The organism is Sphingomonas sp. AOB5, from assembly GCF_029433115.1.
Classification (GTDB): Bacteria; Pseudomonadota; Alphaproteobacteria; order Sphingomonadales; family Sphingomonadaceae; genus Sphingomonas.
Genome location: NZ_JARNTV010000057.1, coordinates 1 through 21,876, shown reverse-complemented (window position 1 = coordinate 21,876; position 21,876 = coordinate 1). Strand labels below are relative to the sequence as shown.

Genomic DNA, 21,876 nt, shown 5'->3' with positions numbered 1-21,876 from the left:
GCTGCGGCGGGAGCCGGAGCAGCAGCAGGTGCTGGCGCCGGAGCAGCCTCGGCCTTGGGCGCTTCCGCCTTGGCGGGCGCAGGCGCGGCGGCAGCGGAGGCGTCTTCGCCCTCACCTGCCAGCACCATGATCACGGTGCCGACCTTCACATTGTCAGTACCCTCGGCGACGAGGATCTTGCCGACCACGCCTTCATCGACGGCTTCGAATTCCATCGTGGCCTTGTCGGTTTCGATCTCGGCCATCAGGTCGCCGGACTTTACCGTATCGCCTTCCTTCACGAGCCATTTGGCGAGCGTGCCTTCTTCCATGGTGGGTGAAAGCGCAGGCATCTTGATTTCGATCGGCATGGACGGTCCCGTCATTGGTTTCCCGGGGAGGGCGACGGCCCCTCCTTCGCTGCCGACCCGCGCCGGGTCAAGACGCTTGCAAGAAGCTTAATCGCGCGGCACCTAAAGATAAGGGGTAAGGACGTCACGCTATGCGCACCTATCTGGTCGTCATCGACGAGAGTCCGGAGGCGGAAATCGCCCTGCGCTTCGCTGCGCGGCGCGCCGTGAAGACCGGCGGAAACGTCGAGATTCTGGCCCTCATCCCCCAGCCCGAATTCGTCCAGTGGGGCGGCGTGATGGCCGCGATCGAGGAAGAAGCACAGATGCGCGCCGAGGCGCTGGTGTCGCGCGCGGCGGGCACGCTGCTTTCCGAATCGGGGATCAAGCCATCGATCACCGTCCGCCAGGGCGATGGGCCAAAGGTCGTTCGCGAGATGATCGCGGCCAATTCGGACATCGCCGCACTGGTGCTGGGCGCCGCCGCCAGCGGACCGCCCGGTGCTCTGGTGACGCATTTCGCGGGCGCCGATGCGGGCGGGATGACCGTGCCGGTGATGATCGTGCCGGGTTCGCTGGATCGGGATGCGATTGACCGGCTGAGCTGAGGCTCGCGCGCGTGGAGAATTGAAGTGGAAAAGGCAGATACAAATCCGGAGGTGGCAGAGCCAAAGGTGGCGTGGCGCCGCCGGGACGGATGGGAGGCGCTGAGCTATTTCCTCACGGTGTTCGCAGTCTGCAACCTGCTCATCGTGTCGTATGACACGCTGCTCAAGGGTGCGGCCGACTTCGAGCGCGCGTTCACATGGTCGCTGATCATGGGACTTTCGTTTGCTGCCGCAGGTGCAGTCTTCAAGATGAAGCCGGTGTTTCTCCGATAGGCGGTTTGGGATTCTGGTTGCTTCCGAAACCGGCGCCCGGCACCCTCTCCACCATGCGCATCCTCCCTTTGCTTCCGCTTGTCGCCTTTGCCGCGACCCCTGCCCTCGCGCAGGAAAAGCCCTCCCCCACTCGCCTGAAGGCGGACGTCGAGAAGCTGGTCAGCTTCGGCACGCGGCATACTTTGTCCGATCCCGATCATCCGACGCGGGGCATCGGCGCGGCGCGGCGCTGGGCGATGGCCGAGCTGTCGAAGATCGGTGACGCCTGCGACTGCATCGACGTGGCGAACATCGCCCGCACCTTTACCGGGCCGCGTGCGCCGAACGGGGTCAATGTGGTCGACGTGCTCGGCTTCCAGACCGGCAGGAACCCGAAGCGCGTGATCATCGTGATGGGTCATATCGACAGCCGCGTGACAGATGTGATGGACTTCACCTCCGACGCTCCGGGCGCCAACGACGATGCTTCGGGCGTAGCTTTGGTGATCGAGAGCGCACGGATCCTGTCGAAGGAGCGGTTCGACGCGACCATCGTCTATGCCATCGTCTCGGGCGAGGAGCAGGGACTGTGGGGCGGTCAGTTGCTGGCCGAGACCGCGAAGGAGAAGGGCTGGACCGTCGTCGCGGTGCTCAACAACGATATCGTCGGCAACACCGTGGGTACCGATGGCAAGCGGGTGGATCGCCGGGTGCGGGTCTTCTCCGAAGGCATCCGCGCATCCGAACCGCTCGACGCACAGCTCGCGCGCCGTGCCGATGGCGGGGAGGATGACGGCCCCAGCCGCGCGCTGGCCAAGGCGGTGGACGGCGTTGCGGACACCATCCCCGGCGGGATCGACGTGTTCCTCGACCGGCGGCCCGACCGGTTCGGCCGCGGCGGCGATCACACGCCGTTCCTCAATCTCGGCTATCCCGCGGTGCGCTTCTCGGTCGGCGTCGAGAATTACGATGCCCAGCATCAGGATCTACGCACCGAGGGCGGCAAGGTGTTCGGCGACACGGTCGACCGGATGGACTTCAACTATCTGGCGAAGGTGACGGCGATCAACGTGGCGACGATCCGCCGCCTGGCCAACGCGCCCGATGCGCCGGCCAAGGTGAAGCTGATCGGCGCGCTATCCAGCGACACGACGGTGAAGTGGGACGCGGTGCCCGGCGCGGTGAAATACCGAGTCCATTGGCGCCGCAACGACGCGCAGAACTGGACCGGGTCCGTCGACGTGACCGGCACCGAGACGGTGCTGAAGGGCGTGGTGGTCGACGATCACTTTGTCGGCGTGTCGTCGATCTCGGCCAATGGTGCCGAGAGCCTGGTCACCTTCGGCGGGCGCTGATCCGCCCACCCTGGGGCGGCTCAGGACCTCAGCGGCACACGCACTGGCAGCCGCACTGGCGCGGCGCCGGACGCGGTTTCGGCTTGTACTTGCGGACCGGGGCGCGGCGGACGGTGCGGCGCGGGGTGACATAGGTCGTCACCACTTCCTCCTCGATCACTTCCTCGATGATCGTGGTGGTGACCACCGGCGCTTGCTGGATCACGACCGTGGTGGTGGTGCCGCCGGTGTAATAGCCGCCGCTGCTGTACCCATAGCCGTTGCCATAGCCATAGCCCGGCTGGACCTGCACCGCCGGCGGTGCCCCTACCGCCGGCGATGCATACCCCCCCGGGTACGGCGCCTGGGTCTGGTAGCCCGGCGCCTGATAGTAATGCTGGTTCGGATCGACCTGACGGATGCCGCCGACGCTGACGTTCGACTCCGAATAGGAATAGCTGTTGCTGCCGCTGGCGCCGTAGGACGCGCCATAGCCGTCGTCGTAGAAATCATCGTCCCAGCGGACGCCGCCGCGCCAGTCCTGCACCCGGCCGCGCTGATCGACGAGGACCGCATCGTCGTAATAGCGGATCCAGAAGAAGCCGTAGGCCGGTGCGTTCAGGCCATAGTTTCCGAAATCATGGATGCGGAAATTGGAGTTCATCCAATAGCCCGGCATCGACCAGCCGCGCGACGGACGGCGATAGCTGTTCCAGCCGCCCGGCGCCTGTGCGCCACCCCACCAGCGGCCATTGACCTGACCGCCCCAGCGACCGCCGGTGCGCTGCGGCGCATTGTAGATCGGCTGACCCGCGCGCGGATTCGGCTGGTTCTGGTTGTAGACCTGCCGGTCGGGCGCGACGCGCGGCGGCAGTGCCTGCGCGGGCACATTGCCGCGGGGCGGATTGACCACCATCGGCGGCGCCGGAATCGGCGCGCCCTGCTGATAATAGACCTGCGCCACCGCAGGCGCCGCGGAAAGCAGCGCGGGGACCAATATGGCCGCCATGGACAGACTACGCATCAAACAGAACTCCTTCGCCCCAAACAGCACCCCCGCGCCTATGGTTGACGAAAGATTACCGGGTTCGAGGCGCGCCCGCCACGAAGAGTCTAAGTTAACGGCGTCCCGATGCGGGTCAGGGTGACCCCGGCGTTAACCTGCCAGCCGCGGGCCGAGGATCGCCATCAGCGCTTCACACCCCGCCGCATCGCCCGCGTCGAACCGCGCCGGCTCCGGGCTGTCGAGATCGAGCACGCCGAGCAGTTCGCCCTGATAGACGATCGGCACCACCAGTTCCGAACGGCTGGCCGCATCGCAGGCGATATGGCCGGGGAACGCATGGACGTCCTCGACCAGCTGGGTCTCGCGGCTGGACGCGGCGGTGCCGCACACGCCGCGGCCGAACGGGATGCGGATGCACGCCGCCTTGCCCTGAAACGGCCCCAGCACCAGCTCGCCCCCGACATTGCGGTAGAAGCCCGCCCAATTGAGACCGGGCAGATACTGCCAGATCAGCGCGGAGACATTCGCCATGTTGGCGATGGCATCCGGCTCGTCCGCGGTAAGCGAGTCGAGCGCCCCGGCCAGCTCGCGATAGAGTTCGGACTTGGAGTCGGCGGTGATGGTGAAATCGTACATGGCGCTGATGTAGGGACGACGCGCTTCGTCGTCACCCCGGTCGAGTTACCCTTTCCGGGTGGCAAGAGTCACAAGAGTTACAATGGCCAAAGCGATCGGTCGAGCCACCGGATCGGTGTTGGATTTTACCCGTCCGGGGAAAATCCGGTGCCGGGGTGCGTGAACAAGTCAAAGAGCGGCCGGTTTTATGATCCGGCGCGGTGAGCCCAGCGGATGGAATCCAACTTTGCAAGGGCGCCTCAGGAGCGTGCGCTTCGCCCGTAATCCTCCCCCGCCAGGGGGAGGTGTCAGCGCAGCTGACGGAGGGGGAGGATTCCAGAACAGAGGTTGGGGAGTCCTCCCCCTCCGTCGCCTTCGGCGCCACCTCCCCCTGGCGGGGGAGGATTGACGTACGCCACACCCTAATCCAGCCGGACCTTGCCTCGCCCGGCCTTCACGGCGCTGCGGCCTTTCTTCTCGTCCACGCGGCGGGCCTTGGCGGCCTTGCTCGGCTTGGTCTTCACGCGCTTCGCCTGACGCTCATGAGCCTTCGCCAGCAATTCGGTGACGCGTTCGCGGGCATCGGCGCGATTGGCTTCCTGCGTGCGGAACTTGCGCGCGGTGATCACCAGTTCGCCGCCCGAGGTCAGTTTGGTGCCCGCCAGCACCTTCAACTGCTGATAGGCGTAGAGCGGCAGGCCCAGCGCGAAAACATCGATGCGGAGCTGCACCGCTGTCGCGACCTTGTTGACATTCTGACCGCCGGGACCGGATGCCGCGAGGAACTTCTCCTCGACAATGGCATCCTCCCAACTAGCCACGGCCGAAGCCCGCATTGTGGAAGCGCACCGGGATCGGGGCTTCGGCGGTGATGTCGGGTTTGCCTTCGCGCGGGACGATCAGGCCCGCAGCGTGGAGCATCACGGCGGGGCCACCTTTGCCATAGACCGGATCGCCGACGATCGGGATGCCAAGGCCCTCGGCCGCATGGACGCGAAGCTGATGGGTGCGGCCCGTCTCGGGGAAGAAGGCGACCAGCGCGCGGCCCTTCACCCGTTCGAGCACCCGCCAGCGGGTCAGCGCGGGCTTGCCGTTGGGCGCGCCGGTCATGCGCCAGCCTTCTTCCTCGCTGGATATCTTGATCAGCGGCAGATCGATCTCGCCGACATCCTCGGCCGGTTCGCCATCGAGGATCGCGACATAGCGCTTGGTCACGCTGCCCGCCTCGAACGCCTGGCCGAAGCGCTTGTGCGCCTTGGGATTGCGCGCCAGCAACAGGCAGCCGCTGGTGTCGCGATCGAGCCGGTGGACAGGCAGCGGCAGGCGTTGGAAACCGAAGGTCAGTTCGCCGAGGCGGTCCTCGAGGCTTTCGGAGCGGTCGCGCGGGCGATCGACCGGCAGGCCCGCGGGCTTGTCGATCACGATCGCTTCGCCGTCGATGAAGAGTACGCGGTCTTGCAGCATGCCGCCCTATACACAGGACGGCGGGCGACGCGAACTGCCCGGTTGAATTGCTCGGGATTCCGGGCTTGCGCAGTCACAATTCCTCCCCCGGAGGGGGAGGTGGCAGCCGAAGGCTGACGGAGGGGGATCTCCACAGGCGTTATCGCTTGGGGCAAGCCCCCTCCACCGCTTCGCGGTCCCCCTCCCCCTCCGGGGGAGGATTTGAATGTTCAATCAGCCTAGCGGAAGCGGACTTCGCAGACCGACATGCGGCCCGGCTGGGTGGTCCACCAGCCGCCGGTCCATTCGCCGCGCAGTTCGCGGGCCTTGGCGTTGCACTTGGCCACCGCGTCGTTCTGGTTCCAGATCGGGCCGACCTCGATCTCGCGCTTCACTTCGCGCTGGCCGCCCCACTGGCCGTTGCCGCCGCGGCGGCGCATACCGCAGACCGAGACGTTCGGACGCACGGTCGCCCATGCGCCGGTCCAGTCCGCGCCGATCTCGCGTGCCTTGTTGTTGCACTTGGTCTCGGCGTCGCGCTGGTTCCAGATCGGACCGACCTCGACATCGCGGGTGCCGTCGCGGCCCCAATCGTCATCGCGATCCCAGCGGCCATCGCCGCGTCCGCCGCGGAACTCGATCTCGCAGACCGACATCCGGCCCGGCTGGGTGGTCCACCAGCCGCCGGTCCATTCGCCGCGCAGCTCGCGGGCCTTGTCGCGGCACTTGGTCTCCGCATCGCGCTGGTTCCAGATCGGGCCGACCTCGACCGGGCGGCGGTCTTCACGATCGCGAACGTCACGCACGTCGCGGTCACGTACATCGACCGGCGGTCGCGTGACGGCCGGCGAGACGGGGGTGGGCGGATAGGTGGTGCCGAAATGGGTGAAGCGGATGATGTTGTAGAGATCGCGGCGCGGCCCGCCACGGTTGGAGATCGTCACCTTGCGGCGATGGATGTCGAGCTGGATCTCGACCCCGCGGCCCTCATCGACCAGATAGACCGACCAGTCGTCGCGCGCGCGCTCGCGGAACTGGAAGATCGGGCGGCCGCGCGTGTCGAGCTCGGCCCAGGTATCGCGGCCCTGCTTCACATATTGGCCATTGGGACCGGCATCGACCATCACCGCGGTGACGTTGCGCCCGGTGGTCTGCGCCTGGACATGAGCAGCGGGCGCCACGAGCAGCGCGACCACCGCAAAACCGTTCAGATATCGTGCCATCCTCGCTCTCCCCAATCTGCGAAACCGTGCATCCCTGTAGCTGCGGCCTGCCGTGGAGGCGAGTTGTTTCGGTATCGCGACAATAGAGAGAGGGGCGCCGCCGACACGAAAACGGCGACCGGAGCGGGGAGCTCCGGCCGCCGTGGTGGGGCCGCGACAGGGGGCACGCGCGGCCCGGGGAGGGTTATGCGGTCAGCTTGGCCGCGACTTCGGCGATGCGGCGGCCCTGATAGCGGGCACCGTCCAGATCGGTCGCGGTCGGCTGACGGCTGCCGTCGCCGCCGGCGATGGTGGTGGCGCCATAGGGGGCACCGCCAACGATCTCGCTGTTATCCATCTGGCCGGCATGGCCATAGTCGAGACCGACAATGGTCAGGCCGAAGTGCAGCAGGTTGGTGATGATCGAGAACAGGGTGGTCTCCTGACCGCCATGCTGGGTCGCGGTCGAAGTGAAGGCGCCGCCGACCTTGCCGTGCAGGGCGCCGGTGGCCCACAGGCCGCCCGCGGTATCCCAGAAGGCGGCCATCTGGCTCGCCATGCGGCCGAACCGGGTCGGGGCGCCGACGATGATCGCGTCATAGTCGCGCAGCGCATCGGGGCCGGAAATCACGGCGTGCGGGCTGTCGGTCTTGAAGTGCGCGGCCTTCACCACCGCTTCGGGCGCGGTTTCGGGAACGCGGAGGATATCGACTTGGGCACCGGCCTGACGCGCGCCTTCGGCGACGGCTTCGGCCATCTGCTCCATATGACCATAGGACGAATAATAGAGGACGAGGACCTTCGACATTGCGTGTCTCCTTCTGAATGGGGTGTCCGCCGCCCCGGGAGGGGGAGGATGGGGCGGCGGACGGGGGGTCTTATTCGGCGTCGACCAGAACGATCTCGGCGTCTTCGATCGCGGTGATCGTGAAGGTCTTGCCGCCGGTCAGGGCAGCGCCGTCACGAGCATTGACCGGCTCGCCGTCGATCTCGATCTTGCCGACCGCGGGAACGAGGTAGGCGTGGCGGCCGTCACCGACACTATGCTCCACGCTTTCGCCGGCCTTCAGCGTCGCGCCCATTACCCGGGCATCGGCGCGGATCGGCAGCGCGTCGTTATCGTCCTCGAAGCCCGAGGCGAGCGTGACGAACTTGCCGCTGCGGTCGCCCTTGGGAAACGGCTTGGCACCCCAGCTCGGCTGGCCACCGCTGCTGCGCGGTTCGATCCAGATCTGGAAGAGCGTCGTCGTTTCCGGCTCGAGGTTGTACTCGGCATGGCGAACGCCGGTGCCGGCGCTCATCACCTGCACGTCGCCAGCGCCGGTGCGGCCCTTGTTGCCCATCGAATCCTGATGGGTGATCGCGCCGGTGCGGACATAGGTGATGATCTCCATGTCGCGGTGCGGATGCGCCGGGAAACCGCTGTTGGGACCGATCTCGTCGTCGTTCCAGACGCGGATCGCGCCCCAGCTCATCCGCTTGGGATCGTAATAGTTCGCGAAGCTGAAATGGTGCCGCGCGTTCAGCCAGCCATGATCGGCGTGGCCGAGGGTTTCGAAGGGGCGTTTCTCGAACATCTGTCCGTACTCCGTGAAGTGCTTGGCCCCCTAGATAGGCGTCAGGATTAGGGCGTAAATGGAAACGTTGGAAACCAATCGTTTCCGTGTTAGCTCGACACCATGAAGCGGTTCAGCCTTGTGATGTGGTGTCTCAGCCTGTCGCTGCTGGTGCTGATGCTCGGCATGTATCTGGGCAATGCGGGTGTGCTTGCCGGATCGCGGCAGGAGCAGCTTGTCCTGCGCGAAGGCGGCATCGCGGTCCGGTACGACGGCAAGGCCCGCCCGAACGATCCCGCACCGATCACCGTCACCCTGTGCCGCTACTGGAAGGGCTTCCGCGTCGCCGAAGTCCTGATCGCGCGCGGCGCGGCCCCCTGCCCTCTCATTCACGGATTGTCATGAAACTCCCCGATTTCGAGGCCTGGGCGGTGTTCGCCTCCGTGGTCGAGCATCGTTCGTTCAGCGGCGCGGCGGATGCGCTGGGCGTGTCCAAGGCAACGGTATCCAAGGCGATCAGCCGGCTGGAGACGCGGCTGGGGGCCACGCTGTTCCATCGTACCTCGCGCCGCCTGACGCTGACCGACAGTGGCCGGACGCTGGCCGAACGCGCGCAACGAATCCTGACCGAAGGCACCGAGGCCGAAGAAGCCGCGCTGGACGCCGCCAGCGCGCCCTCCGGCCTGATCCGCGTTGCCGCGCCGCTCACCTTCGGGGCCAAGCTGGTCGCGCCGGTGATGGCCGAGTTCATGGCGGCCAATCCGGGCATCCGCATCGACCTGAACCTCTCCGACGCGTTCATCGACATTGTCGGCGAGGGGATCGACGTGGCGGTGCGGATCGCCGAGCTGCCCGACAGTTCACTGCGCGCGCGGCGGATCGCGCCGGTGACCGGCTATATCGTCGCTTCGCCAGGCTATTGGGAAGCGCATGGCACGCCGCGCCACCCGGCCGACCTCGCCCATCATGCCTGCTTCGCCTACACCAATTCGCCGCACCCGGACGCGTGGCGCTTCCGCAAGGCAGGCGGCGAGGAAGCGGTGGTGCGGATCGAGGGACCGCTGCGCACCAACAATGGCGATGCGATGCTGGCGGCGTTGCGCGTGGGGCTCGGCGTCGCGATCCTGCCGGACTTCATCGTGCGTGACGACCTGGAGGCCGGGACGCTCGTGTCGGTGCTCGACGACTGGTCGATGGGATCGTCGGCGCTGCATCTGGTGACGCCGCCCGGCACGCTGCGCCCGGCCCGCGTCGAGGCTTTGATCGAATATCTGGGCGAGCGGCTCAAGCGGAGCTGCGCTGCAGCGCGCGCGGATGGGGCCGCTTAGATTCCGGCCCCTCGGACGCTGGGACTCGCCCTTTAAGAAACAATACGGAACTGCCTTAACGATTCCCTCTTGCTAGGGCCTGCGTACCGGCGGCGATCACCCGCGACTCGTGGAGTCAGGCCGGTTAGGGCAAAATTAACCTTTTGCCTTCAGAGGTGGTTAGGTTAATGATTCACTCAGGTTGCGCTTGTCATGAGGACAGCATCGCAACCGGGGCAAGGGGAACTGGCGATGCGCGTATTGCTGATCGAGGACGAGCCTTCGACGGCCAAGGCGATCGAGCTGATGCTCACGACCGAAGGCTTCAATGTCTACACGACCGATCTGGGCGAAGAAGGCCTCGATCTGGCGAAGCTGTATGATTACGACATCATCCTTCTCGATCTGAACCTGCCCGACATGCACGGGTATGACGTTCTGAAGAAGGTCCGGGTCGCCCGCGTGCAGACGCCGGTGCTGATCCTGTCCGGCATCAACGAAATGGACAGCAAGGTCCGCTCGTTCGGCTTCGGCGCCGACGACTACGTGACCAAGCCGTTCCACCGCGAAGAGCTGGTGGCGCGCATCCACGCCGTGGTCCGCCGTTCGAAGGGCCATTCGCAGTCGGTCATCCGCACCGGCAAGCTGGCGGTGAACCTGGATGCCAAGACCGTCGAGGTCGATGGCGCCCGCGTGCACCTGACCGGCAAGGAATATGCGATGCTGGAGCTGCTCTCGCTCCGCAAGGGCACCACGCTCACCAAGGAAATGTTCCTCAACCACCTGTATGGCGGGATGGACGAGCCGGAACTCAAGATCATCGACGTCTTCATCTGCAAGCTGCGCAAGAAGCTGAGCATGGCAACCGACGGCGAGAATTACATCGAGACCGTCTGGGGCCGCGGCTATGTGCTGCGCGAGGCCGAAGAGGATAAGGCGACGCTCACCGAAGTCGCCTGACACGAGATATCAGCGGGGGCTGACAGGGCCGCGGTTCGAAAGGACCGCGGCCTTTTCGTTATCCGCGCCGCCGCGCCTGCGCGTGACGCTCGGCACTGGCGAGCAGGGCTTCCAGATCCTCGCGGCTGACGTCGAAACTCTCCCCCATCTCGACCAGCGCAGCATCGATATCGGCGGCGGTCATCGCCGCTGCCGCCGGCGCCGGCGCGGCACGGTGGGGATAGCTGTGGCCCGAAAGGCGGTGAAACAGGAAGCCGATCATGACCAGCAGCAGCGCGTTCAGCCCGAACGGCACCAGCGCCAGCGCAAAGCCGTGCGCGGCCACCTCCGGCCCCGCAACCACGGGCACCAGCGCACTGCCACCGCCCGGCGCATGAAGACAGCGCAGCGCCGTCATCCCCACGATCGCCAGCGATACCGCGACACCCGCCGCCAGCGCGCCATGCCCGAACAGCCGGACCGACAATATCCCGCAGCTGGCCGAGACGATGTTGCCGAGGATCACTGCCATCGGCTGGGCCAGCGGGCTGCTGGGGATCGCGAAGACCAGCACCGCCGATGCGCCGATCGGCGCGGCAAGCAGGATGGCCGATTGCGCGTCCCCGGCGACATAGGAGCAGATGAACCCGGTCAGCGCGATGCCGAAGAACGCACCGAGCGCCGCGATCAGCCGGTCGCGCCAGTTCGCGCCTGCCAACCGGAACTGTTCCCCCCAGCGCATCGCGCTATTTCTTCTTCTGCCAGACGCGTTCGCCGCCGACCCAGGTTTCGAGCACCTGCGTCGCGCGCAGTTCGGTCGAGGAAGCCAGCAGCGGATCGCGATCGAGGATGATGAAATCGGCGCGAAGGCCCGGCGCAAGGCGCCCGAACTTCTCTTCGGCAAAGCCGGCATATGCCGCCCAGATGCTGAACCCGGCCCATGCCTGTTCGCGGGTCACCAGTTCCTCCGGACGCCAGCCACCGAAGGGCTGAAGGTCGCCGTCCTGCCGGGTAAAGCCCACCGCCCAGCCGATAAACGGATTGGGATGCTCGACCGGGAAGTCCGATCCGAAGGCCAGCTTCGCACCGCCTGCCAGCAGCGAGCGCCAGGCATAGGCGCCCTTGAGCCGGTCCGGCCCGAGCCGCGCCTCGGCCATGGTGCGGTCAGAGGTCTGGTGCACCGGCTGCATCGACGCGATCACGCCCAGCTTGCCGAAACGCGGGATATCCGCGGGATCGACCACCTGCGCATGCTCGATCCGCCAGCGCCGGTCGCCCTTGAAATTCTCCGACAGGACTTCGATCGCGTTCAGCGCCTGATTGTTGGCGCGATCGCCGATGGCGTGGATCGCGATCTGGAAATTGTCCATCGCGCCACGGCTGATCAGGTTGAGAAGCTGATCGTCCGAAAGGAAGCCCAACCCCTTCTGGCCCGGCGCATCGGCATAATCGGCCTTCAGCCACGCCCCGCGCGAGCCGAGCGCACCGTCCGAATAGAGCTTGATGCCGCCCATGCGCAGCCGATCATTATACAGCCACGGCGTCGGCCCCTGCCCCGCCACTGCCAGCGCCGCATCGACACCGCCGGCATAGCTCATGATCCGCATGTGGAGCAGGCCGATATCGGCCATGCGGCGATAGGTCAGCCATTCGGCGACCGACGTGCCCATGTCCGCAGTCGCGGTGATGCCCATGCTGAGCAGCAGTTCCTGCGCGGCAAGGAAGGCGGCGTTATATTCGCGCGGCGTGGGATTGGGCACGGCCTTCTGCACGAGGTTTGCCGCGGCATCGACGAACACGCCGGTCGGGTTGCCCTTCGCATCACGCTCGATCCGGCCGCCGACGGGGTCCTTGCTGTCCGCGCTGACGCCCGCAAGCTGCATCGCGCGGCTGTTTGCCCAGCTGGCGTGCCCATCGATCCGTTCGAGCCAGACCGGGCGATCGGTGACGACCTTGTCCAGATCGGCCGCGGTCGGGAAACGGCCGGTGCCCCAGCGTTCCTGATTCCAGCCAAAGCCGATGATCCATTTGGCCGGGTTCGCTTCGGCATAGGCAGCGACCTTTGCCTGTACTTCCTCAAGCGTGCGCGTCTGAGACAGATCGAGGCGCAGGGCCTGGAAGCCGAGGCCCATGACATGCCCGTGCGCGTCGATCATGCCGGGGATCATCACCTTGCCCTGCATGTCGATCCGCCATTCGGGATTCTTCGGGCGCTTGTCGGTGCGCTGGAGCAGCTGGGTGACCAGCCCGGCGCGCGTGAACAGGATGCCGTTGAAGCGGACCACCTGCCCCTTTTCGTCCAGCGTCATGCCGTTGACATTGTCGATCAGGCCATCGGCCTGGGCGACGGGCGCGAAGAGGATCGCGAACAGGGCGAGCAGATTGGCAATGAGCTTCATAGGAGGCCGGGCATAGGGGGTGTTGGCGTGGGGCGCCAGAGTAGGGAGCGCACCTTCCTCCTCACTTCTTCCACCTTCCCCAGCGAAGGCTGGGGCCCAGTTGCAAGGATGGAGGTGGCAAGCCCCGCACTTCACCACGACAACCTTGGCAACTGGGCCCCAGCCTTCGCTGGGGAAGGCAGGAAGGGGAAACGAACACCGATACTGTTCCCCTCCACGCCAGATGCGCCTAAGGGCGATCCCCTATGGCTACCAAGACCGCACCCACCGGAACCCTTCCCGTCACTCTCGAGGACGTGCTTGCCGCGCGTGAACGGATTGCGGACGCCATCGTCGCCACGCCGACGCTGATCAGCCGGACGCTGTCGGAACTGACCGGCGCGACCGTCTATCTCAAGTTCGAGAATCTTCAATTCACTGCGGCATACAAGGAACGCGGTGCGCTCAACACGCTGTTGCAGCTGCCGGCGAACACGGCCGGCGTGATCGCGGCTTCGGCAGGCAATCATGCGCAGGGTCTTGCCTATCATGCCAAGCGGCTGGGCATCCCGGCGACGATCGTGATGCCCAAGAACACGCCGATCGTGAAGGTGACCCAGACCGAAGGCCATGGCGCGACGGTGGTGCTGGAAGGCGAGACGTTCGACGCCGCCTATGAACATGCCCGCAAGCTGGAGGCCGAGCAGGGCCTGACCTTCGTCCATCCGTTCGACGATGCGCGGATCATCGCCGGGCAGGGCACGGTCGCGCTCGAAATGCTCGAAGCGGTGCCCGAACTCGACATGCTGGTGGTGCCCATCGGCGGCGGCGGGCTGATCTCCGGCATCGGCACTGTGGCGCGGGCGCAATCGAAGCCGCTGACCGTCATCGGCGTGCAGGCCGAGCTCTATCCGTCGATGTACAATCGCGTGCACGGCACCGACATGCCCTGCGCCGGCGATACGCTGGCCGAGGGTATCGCGGTGAAGGAGCCGGGCGGCATCACGTCGGTGATGGTGCGGGAACTGGTCGACGATATCGTGCTGGTCAGCGAGCGGCGGCTGGAAGAAGCCGTCAGCCTGCTGCTGCAGATCGAGAAGACCGTCGTCGAGGGCGCTGGTGCTGCGGGTCTGGCCGCGCTGCTGGCCGAGCCGGCACGCTTCAAGGGCAAGACCGTGGGCATCGTGCTGTGCGGCGGCAATATCGATCCGCGGCTGCTCGCTTTCGTGCTGCTGCGCGACCTGGCGCGTTCGGGCCGCATGGCGCGTCTGCGCATTCGCCTTCAGGACCGGCCGGGCGCGCTCTACAAGGTAGCGCAGATCTTCGACCAGCTCTCGGTCAACATTCTCGAACTGTCGCACCAGCGCATCTTCACCAACCTGCCCGCCAAGGGCCTGAGCCTGGACGTGGAATGCGAAACGCGCGACCGCGACCATCTCGAGCGCCTGATGACCGCGCTGCGCCGCGGGCAATATGAGGTGCAGCTGGTCGAGCTGGCGTAAGGTCGGTTCAGCTTCGCTGAAGCGGTACCGGCCCGCTCCCCCACCCGACCCCCCATAGAATACACTGTCGTTGGGTGGCCGGGTGGGGGAGCGGGCCGGTACCGCCAGATCAACAGCGCTTTTCCACAGTCTTCCGACGAATGGAATCGCACGCACGATGAACCGAGTCGTCGTGCGATTCACACGATTCGGCTCCGCATATATACTTAGTCCGACCGCCCCTTCCGCGCGCCTGCGCCGGGGCAGCGCCAGCTTGCGCGCCGGTCGTTTCGCTTCCGGTAAAGCGTTAACTCTCTTTCATGGTAAAGCGCCTTTTCATCATCATTTTCACGCTTCATAAACACACTCGAAGGCCGTGAACGGACGGCCTCGAGCAAGGGGCGACAAGAGCGGTGACTGCACTTTCCCGTTTTCCGCGATTCTTCGTGACCAGCCCTTCGCCGTGCCCGTATCTGCCCGGCAAGCAGGAGCGGAAGATCTTCACCGAGCTGAGCGGTCCGCATGCCGGCGAGCTCAACGATGCGCTGGGCCGGATCGGCTTCCGCCGCAGCCAGTCGGTCGCATACCGGCCGAGCTGCGCGGGCTGCACCGCCTGCGTCTCGGTTCGCGTCGTCGCCGATCAGTTCAAGCCCAATGCCAGCCAACGCAAGCTGCTGAAGCGCCACAGCGATCTCGAAGTCACCGCGTGCAAGCCCTGGGCGACCGAGGAACAGTTCGATCTGCTCCACAAATATCTCGGCGCGCGCCATCCCGGCGGCGGCATGGCGGCGATGGACGAGGGCGATTATGCCGACATGGTCGAGCAGTCGCCGGTCAGCTCCTATGTCGTCGAATATCGCGAGCCGGCGAAGAACGGGCATCGCGGTCGCCTGGTCGGCGCATGCATCACCGATCAGCAGGCCGATGGCCTTTCGATGATCTACAGCTTCTTCCTGGCCGATGACGAGAACCGTCCAGGCCTGGGCAACTATATCATCATGGACCATATCCGCCGCGCGAAGGCGGCGAAGCTGCCCTATGTCTATCTCGGCTATTGGGTGAAGGGCAGCGAGCGCATGGCGTACAAGACGCGCTACCAGCCGCTCGAAGTGCTCGGCCCGAACGGCTGGGCCGCATTCGACGAGCGCGAGGAAGTGTTCGCCATGCCGATCCCGACGCGGATGCGCGAATTGGCTTGAGGTTCAAATCCTCTCCCTGAGGGGGGGAGGATTTAAGGGTTACTCTTCCGCACCCAGCCGGTCGACGTGCAGGTCGACGTCGAGTTCTTCCTCGCCCTGCCCCACGCGCGTGCCGGCGATAGAGGCTGCGGCGGTGGCATCCAGGCCTACCGCGACGCGGACATAGCTTTCGTCGGGCGACAGGCCGGTCGCCGGATCGAAGCCAACCCAGCCCAGCCCAGCAACATGTGCCTCGGCCCAGGCGTGCGGCGCGCTGTGCGCCTGGCCATCGCTGCGATAGCCCGAGACATAGCGTGCGGGCGCGCTCAGGTGGCGCGCGGCGGCAACGAACATCTGCGCCACGTCGCGCGAGGTCGCGGTCTTGCCGGCAAAGGCTTCGGCGGCGCTGATGCCGGTGTCGGGCCGGTCGGGGATCGAAGGGAAACGGCCGTGCAGCGCGACATTGAGCGCGTGCAGCCGCTCGATCATGTCGCCGCCGCCAAGATCTCCGGCGAACTCGGCCAGCGCCACGCTCGCCTGCGTCCGCGGCGTACCGCGGAGGAACAGCAGCGGCGAGAGCGGCTCCGCGCTGCCGCGTATCACGCCGGTGGCGTCCAGCGTCAGCACCTCGCCGGTTACCGTCACGTCGAGCGCCTCGATTGGCCCCTCGGCATAGAGCATGGTCACCGCGTTGCCATATCCGTCGAAGGCATTGCGCAGCCGCGCGTCGATATCGACGCCGATATGCCAGTTCACCACCGTCTGCGTCTCGGTGTCGCACGGCGTCAGGCGCAGCATCTGGACGATACGGTCCTGCGGCGCCGAGAAGCGATAATGGCTGCGGTGGTCGATCGCGATCCGCATCAGATGAACCGGAACTGCCGCGCGATTGCACGGTCGAGCAGCGCATTCTCGGCGATGAAGGCTTCGAGATATTCGTGCAGGCCGCTGACGATCACCTCGCTGGTGCGCGTCTTCTGCATCCGCTGCATCCGCGAGCGGGCCATGCGGTCCGCCTCGCCCTGAAGCCCGGTACGCTTGGCAAGCTGGCTGAGCAGGTCGACCACTTCCTCGACACAGGCGGCCAGGCTGCGCGGCAGTTCGGGGCGGCTGATCAGCAGGTCGATCACGTTCACGGTCTTCAGGCCGTCGCTGTAGAGCCAGCGATAGGCGTTCACCGCCGACACGGTCTGGAGGATCGTGGTCCATTGATCGCGGTCGACCGCGCCGCCCACCTCTTCGCCCGCGGGCAGCAGGATGTGGTACTTCACGTCGAGCAGCCGTGCGGTGTTGTCCGCACGCTCGACCGCGGCGCCGAGCTGGATCAGCAGGGTCGCCTCGTTGCGCATCATGCGGTGGATCGATCCTTCGAAGCCGCGGATTTCGGCCTTGGCGGCTTCCACCAGATTGAGCGTCTGGGTCGATCCGCCCGGCGAGGCGCGGTTCTGGAAGATCAGCCAGGCGCGGTTGATCGCGGTCCAGGCCTCGCGGGTCAACGCGGTGCGGACCGCGCGGGCGTTCAGGCGCGCCATGTCGAGGCAGCGGACGATCGATCCGGGATGGCTGGCGTCGAGCGTCAGGAACTTGGCAACATGCGCCTGGGTGGTGGTCTGGCCGGTCAGCGCAAAGGCTTCGTCGGTGTAGCTGACGATCAGCGCGCTCTGCCACGCGGCTTCGCCTGCGGGGCGTGCGGAGAGGGCATCGAGGCGGATCGTCGCCTCGACCAGTCGCGCGATGAAATCGGCACGCTCGAGATAGCGGCCGAGCCAGTAGAGCGCGGCGGCGGTGCGGGAGAGCATGACCATGCTCATGCGCCCTGCCCCTGCGACTGGCCTTGGGCGGGTCCGTTTTCGAGCAGCACGAAACTGTCCTTGGTGCCGCCGCCCTGCGACGAATTGACCACCAGCGAGCCTTCACGAAGCGCGACGCGGGTAAGACCGCCGGGGACGACGCGAACGCCCTCGCTGCCGGTCAGCACGAACGGGCGGAAATCGACATGGCGCGGGGCAAGGCCCGCCTCGACCATGGTCGGCACGGTCGACAGCGCCAGCGTGGGCTGGGCGATGTAGCGGTGCGGCTCGGCAACCAGCGCGGCGCGGAACTCCTCGATCTGCGCCTTGGTCGCGGTCGGCCCGACCAGCATGCCGTATCCGCCGGAGCCATCGACCAGCTTCACGACGAGATCGGCGAGGTTATCGAGGACGTATTTCAGCGCCTGCGGCTCGCGGCAGCGATAGGTCTCGACATTGGGCAGCTTCACTTCGCCGCCGGAATAGAAACGGACGATCTCGGGCATATAGCTGTAGATCGCCTTGTCGTCGGCGATGCCGTTGCCCGGCGCGTTGATGATCGCGACATTGCCCGCGCGATAGGCAGCGATCAGGCCGGGCACGCCCAGCATCGAATCCGGACGGAAGGCCAGCGGATCGAGATAATCGTCGTCGATGCGGCGATAGATCACGTCCACCCGCACGCGGCCCGCGATCGTCTGCATGTAAACAACGTCGTCATCGACCACGATATCGACCGGCTCGACCAGCTCGATCCCCATCGAGTCCGCCAGGAAGCTGTGCTCGTAATAGGCCGAGTTGAAATGGCCCGGCGTCAGCACGACGCACACCGGCCTGGCATTACCGCCGCCCGGCGCGACAGATCGCATCGTCTGCAGCAGCATGTCCGGATAGCTGTCGACCGGCGCGACGCGGAAATCGCGGAACAGCTCAGGGCAGAGGCGGATCATCGCCTCGCGATTTTCGAGCATGTACGAGACGCCGGAGGGCGTGCGGGCATTATCCTCCAGCACGAAGAATTCGTCCGGGCCGGTGCGGACCAGATCGATCCCGCAGATATGCGCCCAGATGCCGTGCGGCGGGCGTACCCCGTCCACTTCGGGGCGGAACTGATCGTTGAGGTAGATCAGCTCCTCGGGGATCACGCCTTCCTTGAGGATGCGGCGCTCGCCGTAAATGTCCTCGAGGAACGCGTTGATCGCCAGCACCCGCTGCTCGAGGCCCTCGCTCAGCCGCGACCACTCGTCGGGCAGAAAGACCCGTGGCACGATGTCGAAGGGGATGATGCGTTCGGCGGCATCGCTGTCGCCATAGACGGCGAAGGTGATTCCAAGCTGGCGGAACGTGGCTTCGGCGGATTGCTGGCGGCGCTGCAACTCGGCCGCAGGCGTCTCGGCGATCCATTGCGAGAGTGCCGCAAATTCGGCGCGCGGCGCAGCAGGCCCGCCATGGCCCCAGATCTCATCGAACGCCCCGCGTGCCGCCATAACCCCCCAAGTGTCGGAACTGACTATCAGTTCCATGCTGCAACGCTTTGTTGCGCCGCACAAGGGGGTACCCCCTCTCCTGCAACAGAGAGGGGGCCGATGTCAGTTCGCGTATTTGACCGAGCAGCCATAGGGCCGCGTCTCGGCGACCGAGACCGGCTTGCCCGCGCGGATCTCGGCCAGCGCGGCGGTCACATGGTTGCGTGCGGTGGCGATATCCGCAGCATCGGCGGTCGGCTTGTCGTCGATGCCGCCGCGATAGACGAGCTTGCCCATCGGGCTGATGATGTACATGTGCGGCGTGGTCTTGGCGCCATAGGCCTTGCCGACCAGGCCCATCGGATCGAGCAGATAGGCGGACGGCTTGGCTTTTGCGCCGGAGACGAACTGCAGCGCCTCCGGACCCTTCATATGGCCCTGCTGGCCCTCGGCACCCGAATTGATCGTCAGCCACACCACGCCCTGACCCGCGGCGGCCGCCTGGGTCTTCTGCATGTTGCCGCTGTTGTAATGCTTCTTCACGAAGGGGCAGCCGGGATTGTGCCATTCGAGCACCACCGTCTTACCGCGGAAGCTGGCGAGTTCGACGATATTGCCATTGGCGTCGCGCGCCTTGAAGTTGGTCGCGGTCGCGCCGATCGCGGGTTCGGCCATCGGCACCACGGCCGATGCGCTGGCGAAGGTGAGGGTTGCGGCGGCTGCGGCCGCACCGGTCCAGATCCACTTGCTCATATGCTTCTCCTCTCGCTTGGCCCCCAATCTCATTTCCCGGCGGCGCGATCCTGCATCATCGATTGGGTCAGGATCTGCGGCAGCACCTCCGGCGCCGCCTGACCGGGCTTGTACCACAAATAGAGCGGCACGCCTGCCCGGTTATGCTTTTCGATAAAGCGGCCGAGCGTTGCGTCGCCATCGGTCCAGTCGCCGACCAGCACCGCGACATTGCCGTCGGCCAATGCCTTGGACACGGCTTCGGTCTCGATCACCGCCTTCTCGTTGACCTTGCAGGTGACGCACCAGTCGGCGGTGAAATAGGCGAAGACCGGGCGGCCCTGCGCGGTCAGTTCGGCGAGGCGGGCTTCGGTGAAGGGTTCGGCACCCGCGGGTGCCTTGGCGGCGGTCCGGGCCTCGACCGGCGTGCGCGATACCAGCCAGACGCCGGCGACCGTCACCACCGCAACCATGACCCAGCCGAACCCGGTGCCGAGGCCACGCGCCTGTTTGCGGCCCATGCCCCACAGCACCAGCGACAGGCCGAGCGCGACGAGCAGGCCCATCGCCATGCCGTCGACGCCGATCTGTTTGCCCAGCACCCATGCCAGCGCGATCGCGGTGAGGAACATCGGGATCGACAGGATCTTGCGGAACGTGTCCATCCACGCCCCCGGTTTCGGCAGCATCCGGCGCAGCGCCGGCACGAAGCCGAGCAGCAGGAAGGGCAAGGCGAGGCCCAGCCCGAGGCCGCCGAAGATCGCCAGCGCGGCGGGCCATGGCAGGACCAAAGCCGCACCCAGCGCCACACCCATGAACGGGCCGGTGCACGGCGTCGCGATGAAGGCCGCGAGCGCGCCGGTCATGAACGACCCGCCAGTGCTGCGACCCGCAATCCGGTTGAGCGCGGCGGGCGCGAGGATCTCGAACAGCCCGGCGAGATTGAGCGCGATGCCCGTCACCAGCAGCAGCAGGACCATGATGACGCGCGGATCCTGAAGCTGGAACGCCCAGCCCAGAGTCGCGCCGCCCGCCCGGAGCGCCAGCAGCACGCCGCCGAGTGCCAGGCACACCAGCACCACGCCCGCGGTATAGGCCAGCGCATCGGCGCGGGGTCGCCCGCCTTCCTCGTTCGCCTTGGCGAGACTCAGCGCCTTGAGGCTGAGGATCGGGAAGACGCAGGGCATGATGTTGAGCAGCAACCCGCCAAGGATCGCGCCGCCGAACGCGGCGAGTGCGGTCAGCCACATCTCACCCGAAGCCTGCACCGGCGCGGCCGAAGCCGCGGCTACGGCGCCGGGCGTGGCGGTGACCGCGAAGCCGCGATCCTTGCCGACCGCCAGCACGCCTTCGATCGGGCCGGGCGCGGTGCTTGCCTTGGCCTTGGTCTCGATCACCAGCCGGTCGCCGTCGCGCGCGACGGTCTGCGGCGCGGCATAATCGACCACACCGTCGGTGATCGGGAAGAAATAGACTTCGCTCGCTGCAGCATCCGCCGGATAGGGGATGGCCAGGCGGAAGCCGCCATTCGCGACCTGATAGGTGCCTTGCGAGCCGAGCGGTTTGGGCAGCGCGGTGCGATAGCCGTCGAACTGCGTGCGGCGCTCTCCGGAGACCGCGCCATCGCCGACCGTCAGCACGGTCGAAAGTGTCGCCTTTTCCGGCACGCAGATTTCGTCGGTGCAGACCAGATAGGCGAGATCGACGCTGACCGGCAGCTTCGTTCCCGCGGTCATTCCCGCGGGCAGCTTCAGCGTCACCAGCGTCGCGAAGGGATGCTCATAGACATAGTTCATCAGCCCGACGATCAGCAGACGCTGCGGCACCGGATAGCGGATCTCGCCCGCGGTCAGGCCTTCAGGCAGGGTCCAGGTCGCCTTGGGCGGGATGCCCGCATCGCCGGGATTGCGCCAATAGGCATGCCATTTCGGCTCGGGCGTAGAGACGAAGGCTAGCGTGACTTCGCTGCCCGGCGCCGGGGTATCGCTCTCCGCGACCAGCGCGATCCGCACATGCGGGCCGTCACCCGGCTTCTGCGCAATCGCAGGCGCCGCAATCAGCGCGAGCAACACCGTCATCATCCAGAAACGCAGTCGCGTCATTGCCCGTCCTTGCCGTGGGGATGGATCACCAATAGCAAAGCCCGGCAGAGTTTGAACCCGCTCCGGAGGCGCACCCAATGAAGTTCCTGCCCCCTCTCGCCGCCGCGCTGGCGCTGACCGCCGCCGCGCCGCTGATCGCGCAGGAAGCGCCCGCCCCC

23 protein-coding genes are annotated in these 21,876 nt (G+C 66.3%); 8 read left to right on the top strand and 15 right to left on the bottom strand.

Going from position 1 to position 21,876, the window contains the following annotated elements:
* On the bottom strand, window positions 1–350 hold a 350-nt coding region (locus P1X14_RS17775; protein WP_277316756.1), incomplete at its 3' end, for a biotin/lipoyl-containing protein.
* A gap of 131 nt (window positions 351–481) precedes the next feature.
* Between P1X14_RS17775 and P1X14_RS17770 the strand changes: the two genes are divergently transcribed.
* Genes P1X14_RS17770 through P1X14_RS17760 form a run of 3 tightly spaced genes read left to right on the top strand, consistent with a single transcriptional unit; the run spans window position 482 to window position 2,544 of the window.
* Window positions 482–937, top strand: a complete 456-nt coding sequence (locus P1X14_RS17770) for a universal stress protein (RefSeq protein WP_277316755.1) — start codon at window positions 482–484, stop codon at window positions 935–937.
* A gap of 24 nt (window positions 938–961) precedes the next feature.
* The gene (locus tag P1X14_RS17765; RefSeq protein ID WP_277316754.1) at window positions 962–1,210 is read left to right on the top strand and encodes a hypothetical protein; all 249 of its coding nucleotides are present in this window, start codon (window positions 962–964) and stop codon (window positions 1,208–1,210) included.
* A gap of 53 nt (window positions 1,211–1,263) precedes the next feature.
* A complete protein-coding gene (locus P1X14_RS17760; RefSeq protein ID WP_277316753.1) occupies window positions 1,264–2,544 on the top strand; it encodes a M28 family metallopeptidase in 1,281 nt (426 codons plus the stop codon).
* A gap of 28 nt (window positions 2,545–2,572) precedes the next feature.
* Here P1X14_RS17760 and P1X14_RS17755 read toward each other — a convergent pair whose 3' ends face one another.
* From P1X14_RS17755 to P1X14_RS17725, 7 genes are all read right to left on the bottom strand, one after another.
* A complete protein-coding gene (locus P1X14_RS17755) occupies window positions 2,573–3,547 on the bottom strand; it encodes an RcnB family protein (protein WP_277316752.1) in 975 nt (324 codons plus the stop codon).
* Window positions 3,548–3,679: 132 nt separating this feature from the next.
* On the bottom strand, window positions 3,680–4,165 hold the full coding sequence (locus P1X14_RS17750) for a GAF domain-containing protein (RefSeq protein WP_277316751.1): 486 nt from the start codon (window positions 4,163–4,165) through the stop codon (window positions 3,680–3,682).
* Window positions 4,166–4,566: 401 nt separating this feature from the next.
* Complete coding sequence (arfB, locus tag P1X14_RS17745; RefSeq protein ID WP_277316750.1) at window positions 4,567–4,965, bottom strand: alternative ribosome rescue aminoacyl-tRNA hydrolase ArfB; 399 nt, start codon at window positions 4,963–4,965, stop codon at window positions 4,567–4,569.
* On the bottom strand, window positions 4,958–5,608 hold the full coding sequence (locus tag P1X14_RS17740; RefSeq protein ID WP_277316749.1) for an RNA pseudouridine synthase: 651 nt from the start codon (window positions 5,606–5,608) through the stop codon (window positions 4,958–4,960). Before P1X14_RS17740 ends, arfB begins: the two co-directional genes overlap by 8 nt.
* A gap of 218 nt (window positions 5,609–5,826) precedes the next feature.
* Window positions 5,827–6,810: a mannan-binding lectin gene (locus P1X14_RS17735; RefSeq protein WP_277316748.1), complete on the bottom strand. Its 984-nt coding sequence runs from the start codon at window positions 6,808–6,810 to the stop codon at window positions 5,827–5,829.
* 184 nt (window positions 6,811–6,994) lie between these two features.
* Complete coding sequence (gene wrbA, locus P1X14_RS17730) at window positions 6,995–7,597, bottom strand: NAD(P)H:quinone oxidoreductase (RefSeq protein WP_277316747.1); 603 nt, start codon at window positions 7,595–7,597, stop codon at window positions 6,995–6,997.
* 70 nt (window positions 7,598–7,667) lie between these two features.
* Window positions 7,668–8,366 (bottom strand): pirin family protein, encoded by a 699-nt coding sequence (locus P1X14_RS17725; protein ID WP_277316746.1) that lies wholly within the window; start codon window positions 8,364–8,366, stop codon window positions 7,668–7,670.
* A 102-nt stretch (window positions 8,367–8,468) separates the two neighbouring features.
* Between P1X14_RS17725 and P1X14_RS17720 the strand changes: the two genes are divergently transcribed.
* From P1X14_RS17720 to P1X14_RS17710, 3 genes are all read left to right on the top strand, one after another.
* Window positions 8,469–8,750 (top strand): hypothetical protein, encoded by a 282-nt coding sequence (locus P1X14_RS17720; protein WP_277316745.1) that lies wholly within the window; start codon window positions 8,469–8,471, stop codon window positions 8,748–8,750.
* The gene (locus P1X14_RS17715) at window positions 8,747–9,673 is read left to right on the top strand and encodes a LysR family transcriptional regulator (RefSeq protein ID WP_277316744.1); all 927 of its coding nucleotides are present in this window, start codon (window positions 8,747–8,749) and stop codon (window positions 9,671–9,673) included. The genes P1X14_RS17720 and P1X14_RS17715 overlap by 4 nt, the downstream gene beginning before the upstream one ends.
* A 231-nt stretch (window positions 9,674–9,904) precedes the next feature.
* Window positions 9,905–10,612 (top strand): response regulator transcription factor, encoded by a 708-nt coding sequence (locus P1X14_RS17710; RefSeq protein WP_277316743.1) that lies wholly within the window; start codon window positions 9,905–9,907, stop codon window positions 10,610–10,612.
* A gap of 58 nt (window positions 10,613–10,670) precedes the next feature.
* On the opposite strand, the gene P1X14_RS17705 is transcribed toward P1X14_RS17710, so the two are convergent.
* Window positions 10,671–11,333 (bottom strand): HPP family protein, encoded by a 663-nt coding sequence (locus P1X14_RS17705; protein WP_277316742.1) that lies wholly within the window; start codon window positions 11,331–11,333, stop codon window positions 10,671–10,673.
* Between the two features lie 4 nt (window positions 11,334–11,337).
* Window positions 11,338–12,990, bottom strand: coding sequence for an amidohydrolase family protein (locus tag P1X14_RS17700; protein ID WP_277316741.1), 1,653 nt, complete (start codon window positions 12,988–12,990; stop codon window positions 11,338–11,340).
* A gap of 245 nt (window positions 12,991–13,235) precedes the next feature.
* On the opposite strand from P1X14_RS17700, the gene P1X14_RS17695 reads away from it, so the two are divergent.
* Together P1X14_RS17695 and P1X14_RS17690 are read left to right on the top strand one after the other, a co-directional pair.
* Window positions 13,236–14,471 (top strand): threonine ammonia-lyase, encoded by a 1,236-nt coding sequence (locus P1X14_RS17695; protein ID WP_277316740.1) that lies wholly within the window; start codon window positions 13,236–13,238, stop codon window positions 14,469–14,471.
* A gap of 392 nt (window positions 14,472–14,863) precedes the next feature.
* Window positions 14,864–15,649, top strand: a complete 786-nt coding sequence (locus P1X14_RS17690) for an arginyltransferase (RefSeq protein ID WP_277316739.1) — start codon at window positions 14,864–14,866, stop codon at window positions 15,647–15,649.
* Between the two features lie 39 nt (window positions 15,650–15,688).
* On the opposite strand, the gene P1X14_RS17685 is transcribed toward P1X14_RS17690, so the two are convergent.
* The 5 genes from P1X14_RS17685 to P1X14_RS17665 all read right to left on the bottom strand — a co-directional run bounded on the left by P1X14_RS17685 (window position 15,689) and on the right by P1X14_RS17665 (window position 21,718).
* A complete protein-coding gene (locus tag P1X14_RS17685; protein WP_277316738.1) occupies window positions 15,689–16,492 on the bottom strand; it encodes a transglutaminase family protein in 804 nt (267 codons plus the stop codon).
* On the bottom strand, window positions 16,492–17,427 hold the full coding sequence (locus tag P1X14_RS17680; RefSeq protein WP_277316757.1) for an alpha-E domain-containing protein: 936 nt from the start codon (window positions 17,425–17,427) through the stop codon (window positions 16,492–16,494). The genes P1X14_RS17685 and P1X14_RS17680 overlap by 1 nt, the downstream gene beginning before the upstream one ends.
* 8 nt (window positions 17,428–17,435) lie before the next feature.
* Window positions 17,436–18,905: a circularly permuted type 2 ATP-grasp protein gene (locus P1X14_RS17675; RefSeq protein WP_277316737.1), complete on the bottom strand. Its 1,470-nt coding sequence runs from the start codon at window positions 18,903–18,905 to the stop codon at window positions 17,436–17,438.
* A 102-nt stretch (window positions 18,906–19,007) separates the two neighbouring features.
* The gene (locus P1X14_RS17670) at window positions 19,008–19,637 is read right to left on the bottom strand and encodes a redoxin domain-containing protein (protein ID WP_277316736.1); all 630 of its coding nucleotides are present in this window, start codon (window positions 19,635–19,637) and stop codon (window positions 19,008–19,010) included.
* 29 nt (window positions 19,638–19,666) lie between these two features.
* Complete coding sequence (locus P1X14_RS17665) at window positions 19,667–21,718, bottom strand: thioredoxin family protein (protein WP_277316735.1); 2,052 nt, start codon at window positions 21,716–21,718, stop codon at window positions 19,667–19,669.
* Window positions 21,719–21,876 lie beyond the last annotated feature (158 nt).

Excerpts from the sequence above, each read along its gene's own strand:
- P1X14_RS17750 (WP_277316751.1), bottom strand. The coding sequence starts at position 4,165 with ATGTACGATTTCACCATCACCGCCGACTCCAAGTCCGAACTCTATCGC.
- P1X14_RS17720 (WP_277316745.1), top strand. The coding sequence starts at position 8,469 with ATGAAGCGGTTCAGCCTTGTGATGTGGTGTCTCAGCCTGTCGCTGCTG.
- P1X14_RS17710 (WP_277316743.1), top strand. The coding sequence starts at position 9,905 with ATGCGCGTATTGCTGATCGAGGACGAGCCTTCGACGGCCAAGGCGATC.
- P1X14_RS17680 (WP_277316757.1), bottom strand. The coding sequence starts at position 17,427 with ATGCTCTCCCGCACCGCCGCCGCGCTCTACTGGCTCGGCCGCTATCTC.
- P1X14_RS17700 (WP_277316741.1), bottom strand. The coding sequence starts at position 12,990 with ATGAAGCTCATTGCCAATCTGCTCGCCCTGTTCGCGATCCTCTTCGCG.
- P1X14_RS17755 (WP_277316752.1), bottom strand. The coding sequence starts at position 3,547 with ATGCGTAGTCTGTCCATGGCGGCCATATTGGTCCCCGCGCTGCTTTCC.
- P1X14_RS17725 (WP_277316746.1), bottom strand. The coding sequence starts at position 8,366 with ATGTTCGAGAAACGCCCCTTCGAAACCCTCGGCCACGCCGATCATGGC.
- P1X14_RS17705 (WP_277316742.1), bottom strand. The coding sequence starts at position 11,333 with ATGCGCTGGGGGGAACAGTTCCGGTTGGCAGGCGCGAACTGGCGCGAC.
- P1X14_RS17740 (WP_277316749.1), bottom strand. The coding sequence starts at position 5,608 with ATGCTGCAAGACCGCGTACTCTTCATCGACGGCGAAGCGATCGTGATC.
- P1X14_RS17685 (WP_277316738.1), bottom strand. The coding sequence starts at position 16,492 with ATGCGGATCGCGATCGACCACCGCAGCCATTATCGCTTCTCGGCGCCG.
- P1X14_RS17770 (WP_277316755.1), top strand. The coding sequence starts at position 482 with ATGCGCACCTATCTGGTCGTCATCGACGAGAGTCCGGAGGCGGAAATC.
- P1X14_RS17665 (WP_277316735.1), bottom strand. The coding sequence starts at position 21,718 with ATGACGCGACTGCGTTTCTGGATGATGACGGTGTTGCTCGCGCTGATT.
- P1X14_RS17760 (WP_277316753.1), top strand. The coding sequence starts at position 1,264 with ATGCGCATCCTCCCTTTGCTTCCGCTTGTCGCCTTTGCCGCGACCCCT.
- P1X14_RS17715 (WP_277316744.1), top strand. The coding sequence starts at position 8,747 with ATGAAACTCCCCGATTTCGAGGCCTGGGCGGTGTTCGCCTCCGTGGTC.
- P1X14_RS17695 (WP_277316740.1), top strand. The coding sequence starts at position 13,236 with ATGGCTACCAAGACCGCACCCACCGGAACCCTTCCCGTCACTCTCGAG.
- wrbA (WP_277316747.1), bottom strand. The coding sequence starts at position 7,597 with ATGTCGAAGGTCCTCGTCCTCTATTATTCGTCCTATGGTCATATGGAG.
- P1X14_RS17670 (WP_277316736.1), bottom strand. The coding sequence starts at position 19,637 with ATGAGCAAGTGGATCTGGACCGGTGCGGCCGCAGCCGCCGCAACCCTC.
- P1X14_RS17675 (WP_277316737.1), bottom strand. The coding sequence starts at position 18,905 with ATGGCGGCACGCGGGGCGTTCGATGAGATCTGGGGCCATGGCGGGCCT.
- P1X14_RS17735 (WP_277316748.1), bottom strand. The coding sequence starts at position 6,810 with ATGGCACGATATCTGAACGGTTTTGCGGTGGTCGCGCTGCTCGTGGCG.